Source organism: Flavobacteriales bacterium (genome assembly GCA_021296215.1).
GTDB lineage: Bacteria > Bacteroidota > Bacteroidia > Flavobacteriales > ECT2AJA-044 > ECT2AJA-044.
In genome coordinates, this window is sequence record JAGWBA010000026.1 from 1 (window position 1) to 13,148 (window position 13,148).

The following is a 13,148-nucleotide window of genomic DNA, read 5'->3' on the forward strand; positions in this document are numbered from 1 at the left end:
TTGAATCCAAAAATGTTTTACCCCCATTTTATTCGGTCAAATTCAATTTTATCAATGATTCCATTTTGATACAGTTTCTATTTGTTTAGGCTATTAAATCTTATTGGTATGCCTGCATTTGAACATCGTAACGATCCAGCATCATGACCTTGGTCCATGCAGCCACGAAGTCATTGACGAACTTCTCCTTTGCATCGTCACTGGCATAGACTTCGGCCAAGGCCCTCAACTCTGAGTTTGATCCGAAGATCATATCGGCCCGGGAAGCTTGCCATTTTACATCACCTGATTTCCGGTCCTTTCCGTTAAATATCTCTCTTGAATCATCAGCAGGCATCCACTCTGTGCTCATGTCAAGAAGGTTCACGAAGTATTCATTTGTCAATTCACCGGGATTGTCGGTCAAAATTCCAATTCCCGATCCGTCCCAATTGGCATCTAGTGCGCGCATGCCACCGACCAATACGGTCATTTCCGGCGCAGTCAAGGTCATTAACTGAGCTTTATCGACGAGTAATTCTTCGGTGGTATAGGTATACTGAGTCTTAGTATAATTGCGGAATCCATCGGCCATTGGTTCCAAGACATCCATACCTTCAATGTCGGTTTGCTCTTCTAAAGCATCCCCCCGGCCAGGAGTAAATGGAACTGCAACATCATATCCTGCTTCTTTTGCCGCAGATTCGATAGCTGCATTTCCTCCGAGAACGATCAAATCGGCCATGGAAACTTGCTTATCACCATTATTCTCGTTGAACTCCATTTGAATTGTCTCTAGTGCGTCAAGGACCTTGTTCAAACGGCTTGGGTTGTTGACTTCCCAGTTCCGTTGGGGCTCAAATCGGATGTGAGCTCCGTTAGCACCACCTTTGAAATCACTTCCACGGAAGGTCGAAGCAGAAGCCCAGGCGGTGATTACGAGATCTGACACGCTCAGATTCGTTTTCATGATCTCTTCCTTCAACATTTCCGCATCGGATGCATCAATAAGCGTGTAATCAGGCATTGGAATGGGGTTTTGCCAGATGAATTCCTCTTGCGGAACCTCTGGTCCGAGGTAACGGGTACTCGGTCCCATATCGCGATGGGTCAATTTGAACCAGGCGCGAGCAAATGCATCGTCGAACTCAGCGGGGTTGTCCATGAATCGTCTGCTGATCTTCTCGTACTCAGGATCGAATCGCAACGATAAGTCCGTTGTAAGCATCCGTGGACGGTGCTTGGTCTTTTTATCGAAGGCATCGGGTACATTGGCCGTTGAATCTTTAGCCACCCATTGTTTAGCACCAGCTGGACTTTCTTCCAACTCCCATTCGTACAAGAATAAGTTGGTAAAGAACCTGTGCGACCATTCGGTTGGGGTTTGCGTCCAGATAACCTCTAAACCGGAAGTGAAGGCATCAGGACCTTTTCCTTGTCCATTCGAGTTCTCCCAACCAAAGCCTTGCGCTTCGATCGGTGCGGCTTCCGGCTCGGGACCGATATCCGATGCTGCAGACCTTCCGTGTGTTTTACCGAGTGTATGTCCACCCGCGATCAGCGCTACGGTCTCTTCATCATTCATACCCATTCGGCCAAAGGTTTCGCGAATATCGTGAGCCGCAGCTACCGGATCCGGATTTCCATCAGGTCCTTCGGGATTTACGTAGATCAACCCCATTTGAACGGCAGCTAAAGGTCTTTCCAACTCTCGGTCTTCAGAATACCGTTTGTCACCAGCGAGCCATTTAGTTTCGGGCCCCCAGTAAACGTTGGACGCAGGTTCCCAAACATCTTCACGTCCACCTGCAAAACCGACCGTCTCAAAACCCATGTCCTCTAGGGCGACATTCCCCGCGAGGATCATCAAATCGGCCCATGAAATGGAGCTACCGTATTTCTGTTTAACCGGCCATAGCAAACGACGCGCTTTATCCAAGTTGGCATTATCGGGCCAGCTATTGATGGGCGCAAAGCGTTGTTGCCCCTCTCGAGATCCGCCACGTCCATCTCCTGTGCGATATGTTCCTGCGCTGTGCCAGGCCATTCTAATGAAGAGTCCTCCATAATGTCCCCAATCGGCAGGCCACCAATCTTGCGATTCGGTTAGCACATTCCGAATGTCTTCTTTCAATGCATTATAGTCGAGCTGAGAAAACTCCTTGTAGTAATCGAAATCTTCTCCCATGGGATTAGACAGAGCTGAATTCTGACGCAATACACTAAGGTCAAGCTTGCTTGGCCACCAATCACTATTGGTCGGGCCATCTTGCCCTTCACGCATCTCGGCATTCTGTGGTGAGGTAAACTGGGTTGTTACAGCGTGTGGATTATTTCCTCCACTCGCTACTGCTCCGGTTACCGGGCAGCGTTCGACTTCCATACCCATTTCGGAGTTGGCTTGCCCCCAAGCCACGGCACCGGCTACCATGAGGGCTGAAAATACTAGTTGTTTCATTCTATGGAACGTTTGGTTATGATCTAAACTCACGAGCTAAATTAGGTAGCCTCAATCGATATTCAAAAGCGATATTGTCAATACCGATATAAGCGCAATCTATAATGAGTAGAGCGGTTCAAACGAACCAACAAAGGATATAACTATAAACTCGGTTAGGTCTAAAATGTTTGGTAATTAATAAGATACGGGCCTTACTCATTCTTTTTAGTACCCGTAATTGCCCGCCAAAACTCTTCGAAGTTTTCAAAATCGACAGTATATACGAGCCCAACTCCCTGTTTGTATTGATACTGCTGAGATAGTGGGTCATTTTGATCACTGCGATTGAAGGCTTTGGCCCTGAACCGGCCATCGCGACTAACTTTTACTTCTACCTCTACATCTCCAACGAGGTTCGAGGTGTTTTCTCCACCTTCGAGAGGAACACCGATGTTACTATTAAGTAATACTCGGTCATTGAACAATTGAGTACTCAAGGCCACCTCTACCTGTTCACTATTGAGATCATTTCCGGCTTCGTAGTTTACCCCGACGTCAATATTCTCATTGATACCCGAGATCCACCTAGATAGCTGATTTGATAGCATCTCGGTCGTATTAGCGGTCAGGCCTTGATTGAAAAGGTTATTTCCGCCGGCGTTCGCCGAGGTTTCAGGGGTAATAAATGAGCCCATGACGAGCAGGGAAATCATCTGTCTATTCAACTCATTTTCGTCACGAGTCACGACCAGTTGCACTTCTTCCTGTAGAGCCGTATTGACATTCGGCACGCGAATGCCGAAGTCGATATTTGGCTTCATCAGGCGATTGGTGAGGTTCATGTCGACCTCCACGGGTCGTCTACGGCGCGATGAATCCGAAACCCCCAAGGGCTTCAGGCTTGCACGGGTTGGGTAGACCGCCGTTAGATCTATGTCGGCATCATAGGGGTCACCTGTCCATTTTAGTGTTCCTCCCCTTTGAATATTGAATCGTTTACTGAACAGGTTTTGCAGTGTGAATAAATAGGTTCCACTGTAAATAGTATAATCGCCGTTCATGGTCATACTCCCGTCTTCGGCCATTCTGATATTGAAGGCACCGGTTCCCGTTCCTCGAAGGATATCACCAACCGTTTCGTCGAAAATGAGCTCTACCTCCACTCCTTCCTTTATCTCGACATCGAACACCATTTCGTAACCGGCATTCCGATTCTTACGCACCCCGGCTTCGTCGGAGCCGTAAGAGGTAGTTGAGCGGTCCAAGAAGGTGATAAAGCTGTGTTCGCTAACAGAAGAGGCTCCACCCAATGGCAGCGCAAATTCAGTTCCTCTTTCAGCCGCAGCATCGATCAATATCTTCAGTCGATTCAAAGATCCTACGACATCCAGGGTTCCCGTTCCGAAAGCCGTGCCGTAGTAGTATTCACCTTCTTCTGTATCCAGAACCAAGGTCGAGTCAACTTTAACATGCAGATCAAAGAACCAGTTGCGAAGGTCGCGATGCATTATTGATCCATAAACCTCTCCCGGTGTCTGGTGTTTGTTGTCCCGAAAATTGAAATCGACGAAATCAATACTCCGTTCATTGAATTCAACTCGAGCCACTCCATCAACGTTGTAATCTACCGCCGTTTGGGGAACAGTAAACCCAACCTTTCGCAATTCGGTCCAGCCCGTGAGTGACATCTCCCTTCCTTCGATCACCAACTCCAACTCCGCATCCAATGCTCCCCTCATGTTGGTCAAGTAGGCGTTGGTATACTTGCTAGCGGCATCGACCCGCATCTTGTCCAAGATCATACGCAACTGAACACGGTCGTGGACATTCCCGGGGAAGTAGGCTCCGCTGACCGATAGAGCGTGGAGTTTTCCCCTGTGAATATCAGCGTTGACGGCAAATGCGTTCATTTCGTCATTCCAATTCATCCCCGCGGTGAACCGACCTACAAAATGGTCGTTCAAAGAAAGACTGTCGATGGCGATATCTCCGATAACGTTAAACTCGTCATAAACATCGAGTAAGCGAACCATACCTTCTATCCCGCCGTGTAGGCGGGTATCCTTATCATCAATGACCGGTTGCAGATACTCGATCCGCAATCCCCCAAAACGCAAGTCGAGCGATTTTCGCGGATTCTCTGATAAATAGCCATTTACAGCTAAATTCTGATCGAGGTGGTAAAACTCCAAGTCGCGTATCTCGACCTCCTTACCATTGGCAACGATTCGGTTTCCGCCCGGGATCGCAATGGAGTCCTTCAAATAAAACATGGTCGACGGTCGGAATCCCGCCGCCCATTTTGCCGAATCGAGGAACGTGATATAGGGATGAATGGACCCGGCAAAGCTCGAACTATCGATATAGGTCCAATATATGTCGAACAGACTCGAATCGCGCCGTGTATCGTTCGCCAATAAAAAGGTATCGACACGCGTACCGTCGGGAAGCTCTATGTAGTCGATCGCCAAGGCACTTTGGAAGCGACGCCCATTTCCGTCAATGACCAGATTGGGCTGTTGAATTCTATACTCCTGATAATCTAGTCCGGGAGCTTCCAAATTGACGAGTAAGCGATTCATATCATCGCTGTAACTACCATAAATGCGCGTTCCGGTTTCAATGGTCAGGTCGCGAAAAAAGAGCTCGGTGATCGGAAGTGTATTGTACAGCGTGAACTCGTAGTCGAGCCGCTGTTTATTCTTCACTTCCGGTGCGTCGAGCCCGGTGAAATACTGATTAAAATGTCCCTGAAGACTTTGAATAAGGGTATTGATCTTGAAATCACCTTCCGCCCTTCCCTGCAACAGATCACTCTCAACCGTGAGCTTTCGCTGCCCATCGACAAAGGCCGATTCCAAGTCCATATATCCCACAAAATACACGCTCTCCTCAGTCTCGTATTTCGTACGCTTCACCTTTAGCATACCCCGTGCATCGTCGAGCCCGATTCCGCTAAAACGAGCCACCATCGAAGTACTCAGGTAACCAATACTGTCGCTAACCAAGCCGAGGGCGAATAGATCGGCGGTGATCACGTCGAGATCGAAATACAGATCGGGACGCTCATCGCGAATATCGATGGAGCCATCGAAATCGAACGCTAACTTAGGATCGTTCACCTTGAACCGTCCAACGAATAAGCCCTGGGTCAAATGCCCAATAACTTCACCGTTGGTGTAGTTGTGGCCGCGGTATTCGAACCTCTTCACCTGCCCCGAAACATCGGTATTCAACAACTCCGAGGTCAAGCCGAAGCCATCGACCTCCAAGTTGAAATTCACGGATCCCAAGTCTTCAATTCCCATTACTGCCCCAACGTTACAATCGATCGCCCGTAGTTTTCCCTGGTATTTCATTTCTAGCGGCCTGTCGGCCGGATAGGAAGCGTCGAGGTTCGCGCGAAGTCCCCCGTGGGCTGTCTGAACCGTCATATTCGCTTTAAAGTCATTCAAGTATCCCGTGAATGAACCATTGAGCACTAAGTACTCCAAAGGCTCCAACTCCGCAGGCAATACGAGTTGCGGAATGATCTTTTGGACCTCTACCAGATCGGACCATCTCGTACGGGCATAGAGTTCAGTGGCATTGATGTAAAGCTCGTTCGTATTGGGCAAACCGACCATCTCAACGTCTCCATCTACGACCGTGGCCTGACCGTACTTAAAAAAGAGATCATCCGTTTCGAAGTCTCCAATTGATCCGGTTGTTTTTCCACTCAACTCGGCTTTCTGCAGCTCGGCCCGGAGTACACCCGGCAAGTACACGCGAAATTCCGTTGGGTCGAATTCGATCCTGTCGACCGACACATCCCAGGTCAGATGCTCGGTCCAACTCGGGGTGTCGAGTGAATCAGCCTCTACCCGGCCGCTCAATTCGAGCACATTCTTTGCCGTATGTAGTTTGAATCCCTCGAATTCGGAAACGTTTTCGGCATGGGCTATTCGCCCTTCCAGCTTCTTAAGCTCAAACCCTTTATCCTCATAGCCCGATCCGCTTCTAAACTCGGCATTCACTCGTTTACCTTCGTAAAACAACTCCCCGAAATCAAGCGACAGATCCCGCAACCGGTAACCTTCATGGTGATGCCGAGCCTGAGCATCTTTGTAATGCACCGAGGCCTTGGTTAACAACAGGTTGTCGAGTCTCAAACTAAAAGGCGCCGATGCTCCGGTCACGGTATCCGGATCAAGCCGGTCGATGAATATCTCATAATCGAATCGTTGATCATCATCGTAACGATGGATCTTGATCACGGGTGACTCAATGTTGAGCCTCTTTAGTGAGAAATCTCCTTTCCTGAACCGTAGATGATTGATCTGCGCTTGTATTCGATCGGCATACAGCAGCGTGTCTCCGTGAAAATCAGCTACGTAGATCCCTTTGATATCAGTGCTATTGAGGAAACGCATATGAACTCGATCGATCTCAACGTGAATGTTGAGGCGCGATTCTAACTGCTGGGTCAATACTTGAGCCAGCTTCGTCTGAACCCACGGCGTATAGGCCAGTATTCCCCCTAGGAGAAACAGGATCGCAAAAAGCGAAAGTGTGCGGATCAATATTTTACGCCAACGTGTTCTCAGTCCTTGTTGTACTTTTGTGCCATGTCCAAGTCAATCACCCTACTCGCTATTGAATCGAGCTGCGACGAAACCTCCGCGGCCGTTATGATCGATCGCAAAGTCCGTTCCAATGTGGTGGCCGATCAAAGCGTTCACAAAAAATTCGGAGGCGTTGTGCCCGAACTCGCCTCCCGAGCGCACCAAGCGAACATCGTTCCCGTGGTCGACGCTGCGCTCCGCGAAGCAAATATCGGAATAAACGACGTCGATGCCATTGCCTATACTCAAGGTCCCGGGCTCATGGGTTCATTGTTGGTCGGTAGCTCTTTTTCGAAGAGTCTCGCCCTCGCGGGCGGAAGGCCACTTATTCCGGTACACCACATGCAGGCCCATATTATGGCACACTTCATTGATGACCCGGAAATGACCACTCCGAATGGGCCGTTTTTGTGTTTGACCGTTTCGGGCGGACACACACAGATCGTTAAAGTTAACGGTCCGTTAGAGTTCGAATTGCTCGGGGAAACCATCGACGATGCCGCAGGTGAAGCTTTCGATAAAGCCGCAAAGATCTTGGAGCTCCCCTACCCGGGCGGACCACTCATCGATCGATATGCCCAAGATGGCGACCCCAATTTCCTCACCTTTTCCAAACCCAAGATAGACGGTCTCGATTTTAGTTTCTCGGGGCTTAAAACGAGCATACTTTACACGCTGCGCGACGCGGAAAAAGAAACGCCGGGATATCGAAAAGAGCATATGAAGGATATCTGTGCGAGTATTCAAAAGAGTATCGTCGACATCCTTATGGAAAAGATCACCTTGGCCGTTGAACAAACCGGAATCACCAATGTGGCCATTGCCGGAGGGGTCTCCGCCAACTCGGGGTTGAGAAACGCGCTGAGCGATGCATCGAGCCGATTAGGCTGGGAAATTCATATTCCTACATTCCAGTACTGTACCGATAACGCCGGAATGATCGCGATCGTGGGTCACTATGCCTACGAGCGGGGTGAATTTGGGTCGTTGGATCAGCGGTCCAAGACACGTATGAAATTGCAGTAAGCTCTTATTCGCCTCCTTGCTTGTCCATTCCGATCGCCCAAATTCCTCGGAGTTCGTTTTCGCCATAACCGGTGGCCTCATCGGCAGGGTATTTGGCGTTGATCGCCGCAACGGTTTCGTCGAGGATCTGTTCTTTGGGAACGCCGTGGCACTGTAGGCACATTCCGTTGGTCACGATCGGATAGTACCCCACCATGCGTCCGTCGATCTCCTGAAGCTGTGGCTTGGGCTGTTCACCACTGGTAATCAGTGCTTTTGTCGCCTGGATATAGGCCAACTCCGGCCCCTTCGCTCTATTGTTGGGATTTCTCGGCTTATCACTCACGCGCCGCACCGATGCATTGAGTTCGACCGACATGCTATCTGTGAGAGGAATAGCGCGCGTATTACAAAAATCGATCGCCGAAGCCGCTCCATCGGTATTGATGGCTCGTTTTAGGTTGCCGCCCAAGACCGACTTAGTATTCATAGCAATTTGCTTTCCGTGCTTCATATACTCTTGGTTGCTCGAAAAACCCTTATTTCCCATTTGACGACCGTGGCGTTTGCGCTCTTGTTGGTAGTGCTGTTCGAACCATTCGGGTGCCTCGAGCTCGTTATGAAAGATGTAGTAGGCCATTTGCTCGTGTTGGGTGGAGTCGAATGACATTTTGGGCATTACTACGAATTTTCGGATGGCGCGGGGCATTTGGGCATTTTCTTCGGAAGGGTCATTAACGAAAGCGACGAGATCAGCGCGAAAGTCTTCATAGGAAGTTTCGTCCTTTACGTAGTGCTTTTTGACTGCGGCCATGGGTGGAGCGATGCGGTTGTCCATGGCGGCATTGGGGCTATGGCAGCTGAAGCAGCTCGACTCAAGCAGTTGGAATCCGGCCGCGATCTCCTCTTCGGTGAGTTCAATTTCTGAATCGGTTGACCCTTTGTCGGATTTATTGCTGCATGACATGGATACTGAGAGCACGAAAAAGCTCAATATGGCGATGATGAAATTGCGATGGTTCATAGCTCTGGATTTTACCCAAAGTTGTCAATCGCGCCGCAGGCGCACAGTAACTTTGGTAACACAAACTAGAATTCGAGTCGGAAGGTCGTTCCTTGGTCCGGGCTGCTTTTGACCTGTATGCTTCCGTTGTGCTGGCGCATGATTTGCCGACTGAGGCTGAGACCGATACCGCTTCCTTGTTCTTTGGTGGTGTAGAACGGGATAAACACGCGCTCGAGGGTTTCTGGGTCCATTCCCGGGCCGTTGTCTTTGACGTAGAGGCACAAACGTCCGAATTCGCGTTGGAAAAGCAGCTGGATCCGCGGCGATTCGGTGTCCTTCACGGCCTCCTTGGCGTTTTTGAGGAGGTTGATCAACACTTGATCGATGAGGTTGGGGTCGAGGTTTTCAAGGAGGTCGTCCGTGTTACTTTCTAACTCAACGGCGATATTCTTTGATTCCAGATCGCCGCGCAAAAGATTGAGGACGCGCTCGGTTAGTTTACGGAGATCGACCTTTTCAAGCAGCGGCTCAGGCACCTTCGACAGACTGCGATAAGTGTTCACGAATTTGAGAAGCCCTTTGCCTCGACTTTCGATGGTGTGAATACTTTGTTTAACATCGTCGGCTTCATCGGCCGGCAACTCTAGGGATTCGTTACCGTTGGTGCGGTTATCGTCGAGGATTTGTTGCACAACGCCCGTCAAAGACACGATCGGCGTTACAGAATTCATGATCTCGTGGGTCAGGATGCGAATGAGCTTTTGCCAGCTTTCGATCTCTTTTTGATCCAACTCTCTTTGTATATCACTAAGGGTGAGCATCTTGAACTGCTGCTCGCGCATTTTGAACTCGGTTGCGCTCACTGAAATATGAGTTACCCTGCCATCGATCACCGGTCTAATGAGCCGACGTTCACCGTTGTGCAGGTCTTGAACGGTTTTGAACAGGGTTTCATCCACTTCGGAAAGACCGTCCAAATTCCGGAGGTAGGGCTTCTTGAGTAAGTTCTTCGCCGCTGAGTTATACCACTTCAACTGACCGTGTTCGTCGATAGCCATAACGGCCAAATCAATATGCTCGAGAAGGGTTTGGAGAAATTGATCCTTTTCTTCGCGCTCCGCTTTGACCTTTTGAAATTCTCGAATGATGGAATTGTAGGCTCGTTTGAGCTCACCGTCGGCTTTACCGCCCACTTCTGTGGAGTAAGTTGCCGAAAAATCATTGTATCGAATGCTGAGCAAGAAGCTGGCAAGTTCGCGCTTGCCACGATTGATGTACTGATAGAGGTTATACGTGCTGTAGAAAAGAGTAAGAATAGCCACCACGGTAATCACCACCCACTCGGTTCGAGTAAGGGCGTAATTTATCAACCAGCACAGCAGGAATATTCCCGCCACGCGCATGAAGATATGAACTCTGGTGCGCCTAAATACCATACTTGGCCATTTTGCGATACAGGGTGGTTCGACCAAGGCCTAGCTCTTTGGCTACTGCACTCATGTTGGAATCGTGTTTCTTTATAGCACTGATGATCGCTTTCTTTTCAACGTCCTCGAGATTCAACGATTCGTCCTCCACGACTTTCACTTCCCGGCCTTGAAGCACAAAATCATCACCGGCGAGTTCGGGCCCATCGCTCATTATGACCGCCCTTTCGAGAACGTGCTGTAGCTCGCGAATATTCCCGGGCCAGGAGTAGCGCTGCAGTTTTCGAAGACCATCTTTGCTCAATCCGACCTGGTTTTTTTGGTATTTTTTGCTGTACATCTTAAGGAAGTGATCGGCCAAGACGGGAATGTCGTCTTGTCGCTCGCGCAAAGGAGGAAGAACGATCTCTACGGTATTGATACGATAAAGAAGATCTTGTCGGAATTCGGCCGACTCCACCATGTCGTACAGAGGCATATTCGTGGCGCAGACCAAGCGGATATCTACCTTTCGAGGTTTACTCTCCCCTACACGGTTGATCATTCTGTTTTGCAGTGCCGTCAAGAGCTTGGCTTGCATGGGCATACTGAGGTTTCCAATCTCATCGAGAAAGAGCGTTCCTTGATGGGCTAGTTCGAATCGGCCCGCTCGGGCTTCCTTAGCATCCGTAAAGGCTCCTTTGGCATGGCCAAATAGCTCCGATTCGAACAACGACTCCGTAATGGCCCCGAGATCGACATTCACGAAGATCTGATCGTTTCGCAATGAACTGCGGTGTAAAGCGCGGGCTACGACCTCCTTACCAGTTCCGTTCTCTCCCAAGATCAGAACGTTCACATCTGTTTTGGCCACCTTCCGAATGGTCGAAAAGACTTCCTGCATGGTTTCGGACTGCCCGATCATATCGCTGAACGGCTGATCCATGTCTTTTGTCAAGGCCGATGTTTTGCGTTTGAGATTCTTGATCTCCTTTTCGCTTCTCCCCAAACGTATGGCTGAGGCCACTGTAGCCCGGAGTCGTTCATTGTCCCAGGGTTTCACGACGAAATCGGTAGCCCCTTCTTTCATGGCCCGTACGGCAATGTCGATATCGCCATAGGCTGTCATGAGGATCACTTGTGTCTCGGGAGATATCTCTTTTACTCTCGAAAGCCAATGAAAACCCTCTTTACCACCGATGGCACCTACGGTAAAGTTCATGTCGAGTAAAATAGCGTCGTATTTATCGTGACTTAGGTACTCATCGATATTACTTGGATCGTTAGAGGTTCGGACGATATCGACATGGCGTTTAAGCACCATCTTCGCCGAAAGCAACACATCCTGGTCGTCGTCGATGATCAAAAGTTTGCTCTGTTCTTGAGACATAGTGAATGATTTTCGCCCGATGAATGTAGGAAAAGTGTTTCACACTGGAACAAAAAATTGTTTCAAAACGAAACATTTTCACATCCTGCCGCAGGCAGTGAACACACATACAAACCTAGTTTACAGCATATTAAGCAGTATGGCACACCGATTGAAAGTACAGGATCGGAAACAAAGCAGAAACACTTAACACTTTACCCCATGAAATCATTGATCCTAGGTGCCCTTATGACCGGACTAAGTATTCGGAGCGAGCGCCAAAGTCGGTGAAACGGCCTCAAGGACTGTTAAAAACCAAATCGAAACGAATTTATCAACCCCTGAACTGAAGGCGAATGATATCGTTCATGCTCAGGCCAAGGTCTTTTTCCGCATCGACGAGCGCGGAATGGTTGAAGTGCTCAACGTCATGAGTGGCGAGCGCTACATCCAAGACTTTTTAACTGCGCAATTGAATGGTATGACCTTAGCTGCGGGCGACGACCTACGCGGCAAAGTATTGAGCATGACGTTCAGCTTTAGAGTCGAATAAATGACATACTCCATAGCGTTTGTTTCAGAAACACGCTGACACAACCAGGTTCTTCCCGCACATCGGGGAGGACCTTTTTGTGCATTGTCATAACTTGAGTCCATGAATCAGCCCATTGTCCAGACCCAAGAGTTGTTCAAGGTTTTCCGCATGTTCGACATCGAAACTACTGCGGTGACCCATATGAATCTTACCATTGAATCGGGAGAGTTCGTGGCGGTCATGGGGCCTTCGGGCTGCGGAAAGTCCACCTTGCTGAATATACTGGGTTTGATAGATCGGCCTACGGCCGGAAGTTTGTATATAGATGGTCAGGACGTGTCTGCGTTAGACGAAAGAACTGCGGCGAGCTGGAGGAAGCATCGGATCGGGTTCGTTTTTCAGAGTTTTAATCTGATCGATGAACTTACCGTTTATGAGAACATAGAATTACCCTTGATCTACACCAAACGGAGTGCTCAGGAGAAACGTGAATTGGTGGAGGAGTTGCTCGAGACCATGCGTTTGCTGCATCGCAAGCACCACTACCCACATCAGCTTTCGGGCGGACAAAAACAGCGAGTGGCGATGGCGCGGGCGATGGTGAATCAACCAAACATACTGTTGGCCGACGAGCCCACTGGAAATTTGGACTCACAAAGTGGTGAAGAAATTCTGGAGTTGCTCACTGAGGTTAATAACCACGGCACCACGGTCGTATTGGTTACACATTCGGAACGCGATGCATTATATGCAAAGCGATTGATCAAAATGCGCGATGGTGCTATAGTACAAGAAGTGTGGTGA

Annotated in this window: 8 protein-coding genes; 3 read left to right on the forward strand and 5 right to left on the reverse strand. The window is 49.2% G+C overall.

What is annotated here, in order from left to right; translation table 11 throughout:
* Window positions 1-100: 100 nt before the first annotated feature.
* Both katG and J4F31_05925 read right to left on the reverse strand, forming a co-directional pair.
* On the reverse strand, window positions 101-2,437 hold the full coding sequence (gene katG / locus J4F31_05920; GenBank protein ID MCE2496098.1) for a catalase/peroxidase HPI: 2,337 nt from the start codon (window positions 2,435-2,437) through the stop codon (window positions 101-103).
* A gap of 194 nt (window positions 2,438-2,631) precedes the next feature.
* Complete coding sequence (locus J4F31_05925) at window positions 2,632-6,981, reverse strand: translocation/assembly module TamB (GenBank protein MCE2496099.1); 4,350 nt, start codon at window positions 6,979-6,981, stop codon at window positions 2,632-2,634.
* A 45-nt stretch (window positions 6,982-7,026) separates the two neighbouring features.
* Between J4F31_05925 and tsaD the strand changes: the two genes are divergently transcribed.
* Window positions 7,027-8,049 (forward strand): tRNA (adenosine(37)-N6)-threonylcarbamoyltransferase complex transferase subunit TsaD, encoded by a 1,023-nt coding sequence (tsaD, locus tag J4F31_05930; GenBank protein ID MCE2496100.1) that lies wholly within the window; start codon window positions 7,027-7,029, stop codon window positions 8,047-8,049.
* A gap of 4 nt (window positions 8,050-8,053) precedes the next feature.
* Here the strand turns inward: tsaD and J4F31_05935 are convergent, their stop codons facing one another.
* From J4F31_05935 to J4F31_05945, 3 genes are all read right to left on the reverse strand, one after another.
* Window positions 8,054-9,052 carry a DUF3365 domain-containing protein gene (locus tag J4F31_05935; GenBank protein MCE2496101.1) on the reverse strand — a complete coding sequence of 333 codons (999 nt, stop codon included), beginning with the start codon at window positions 9,050-9,052 and terminating at the stop codon, window positions 8,054-8,056.
* Window positions 9,053-9,117: 65 nt separating this feature from the next.
* A complete protein-coding gene (locus J4F31_05940; GenBank protein ID MCE2496102.1) occupies window positions 9,118-10,431 on the reverse strand; it encodes a GHKL domain-containing protein in 1,314 nt (437 codons plus the stop codon).
* Between the two features lie 28 nt (window positions 10,432-10,459).
* Complete coding sequence (locus J4F31_05945; GenBank protein MCE2496103.1) at window positions 10,460-11,830, reverse strand: sigma-54-dependent Fis family transcriptional regulator; 1,371 nt, start codon at window positions 11,828-11,830, stop codon at window positions 10,460-10,462.
* A gap of 388 nt (window positions 11,831-12,218) precedes the next feature.
* Between J4F31_05945 and J4F31_05950 the strand changes: the two genes are divergently transcribed.
* On the forward strand, window positions 12,219-12,362 hold the full coding sequence (locus tag J4F31_05950) for a hypothetical protein (GenBank protein MCE2496104.1): 144 nt from the start codon (window positions 12,219-12,221) through the stop codon (window positions 12,360-12,362).
* A gap of 114 nt (window positions 12,363-12,476) precedes the next feature.
* Complete coding sequence (locus J4F31_05955; GenBank protein ID MCE2496105.1) at window positions 12,477-13,148, forward strand: ABC transporter ATP-binding protein; 672 nt, start codon at window positions 12,477-12,479, stop codon at window positions 13,146-13,148.

What these genes read in the sequence shown, in the direction of transcription:
- katG (MCE2496098.1), bottom strand. Translation starts at nt 2,437, where the DNA reads ATGAAACAACTAGTATTTTCAGCCCTCATGGTAGCCGGTGCCGTGGCT.
- tsaD (MCE2496100.1), top strand. Translation starts at nt 7,027, where the DNA reads ATGTCCAAGTCAATCACCCTACTCGCTATTGAATCGAGCTGCGACGAA.
- J4F31_05935 (MCE2496101.1), bottom strand. Translation starts at nt 9,052, where the DNA reads ATGAACCATCGCAATTTCATCATCGCCATATTGAGCTTTTTCGTGCTC.
- J4F31_05945 (MCE2496103.1), bottom strand. Translation starts at nt 11,830, where the DNA reads ATGTCTCAAGAACAGAGCAAACTTTTGATCATCGACGACGACCAGGAT.
- J4F31_05950 (MCE2496104.1), top strand. Translation starts at nt 12,219, where the DNA reads ATGGTTGAAGTGCTCAACGTCATGAGTGGCGAGCGCTACATCCAAGAC.